A 1,156-nucleotide genomic window follows, 5' to 3' on the forward strand; every position below is an offset into this window, starting at 1 on the left:
GCGGGGTCGCGCCGACGGGCGGAGTCGTGTGGACCGGAGGGGGCGTCTGACGTGGCAGGGGTTCCCTCGGGGGTGCCGCGGTGGCGGTCCCACCCGCCTCCGTGAACGAGAAGCCGGTCCCCGCCTGGTAGTTGCCCGAGCGCTCCTCGCGGGTGAGTTCCCTGCGCTCCTCGGGCCTGCTCAGGGAGATCTGTCGCCTCTTGCGCAGCTGCAGGCCCACGACCAGTGCCAGGAGGGCGAGCAACAGGACGGCGACGACGGCGATGACGATCCAGGTGGTGTTCACGGTGCCCAGTATGGACGACGCCCCCCGTCCTCATCCCGGCCCCGGGTGTCGAGGGCGGCCCTAGACTGGCGCGCGTTCCCGTAAGGAGGTGTCCGCGCGTGACCGAGGTCGCTGCTCCGCACGAGCCGGCCGGGGCCCGGAGACCACACCTCCGGCGCGCCCACGCCGTCCCCACCTGGGCGGCGAAGACTGTCCTAGCCGTGACGGGTCTGATCTTCACCTCGTTCGTCGTCGTGCACATGATCGGCAACCTCAAGGTCTTCGGCGGCGCGGCCGGATTCGACGGGTACGCCGAGTGGTTGCGGACCCTGCTCTACCCGCTGGTCCCCCACGAGGGCGTGTTGTGGGGCCTGAGAGTGGTGCTGGTGCTGAGCCTGGTGGCGCACATCGGGTGTTCCGTGTTGCTCGTGCGTCGCTCGCGGGCGGCGGCGGGCCCCCGTCGTCGTCGCGCCGGCCTGACCCCGACCTCCTTCGGCGCCCGGACCATGATGCTGACCGGTGTGGTGCTGCTGCTGTTCGTGGTCTTCCATGTCCTGGACATGACCACCGGCACGCCTCCTGCGGCCAGTGACTCGTTCGTCCCCGGGTCGCCGTACGCCAACCTCGTGGCCAGCTTCGCCAGGCCCTGGGTGGCGGCGTTCTACGGGATCACCATGGCTCTGCTCGCGGTGCACGTGGCGCACGGCGTGCGGACGGCGGCGGGGGACCTCGGCGTGACGGGGGTCCGGAGTCGCGCGGCGGTGACGGTCGTCGGTGGGGTCGCCGCTGTCGCCGTCCTGGTGGGCAACGCCATGATCCCGATCGCCGTCCAGGCCGGATGGTTGTCGTGACCGGCCCACGCACCCCGGGTGTGTCGAGCGCCTTCACGGC

1 protein-coding gene and 1 pseudogene are annotated in these 1,156 nt (G+C 71.6%); one reads left to right on the plus strand and one right to left on the minus strand.

Going from position 1 to position 1,156, the window contains the following annotated elements; all coding sequences use genetic code 11:
- Positions 1–286 (minus strand): annotated as a pseudogene (locus tag G6026_RS07510) (signal recognition particle-docking protein FtsY); the annotation flags it as partial.
- A 98-nt stretch (positions 287–384) separates the two neighbouring features.
- Between G6026_RS07510 and G6026_RS07515 the strand changes: the two are divergent.
- Positions 385–1,116 carry a succinate dehydrogenase gene (locus G6026_RS07515; protein ID WP_107756652.1) on the plus strand — a complete coding sequence of 244 codons (732 nt, stop codon included), beginning with the start codon at positions 385–387 and terminating at the stop codon, positions 1,114–1,116.
- The last annotated feature ends 40 nt before the right edge of the window (positions 1,117–1,156 follow it).

It is taken from the genome of Dietzia sp. DQ11-38-2 (assembly GCF_014145055.1).
Lineage (GTDB): Bacteria > Actinomycetota > Actinomycetes > Mycobacteriales > Mycobacteriaceae > Dietzia.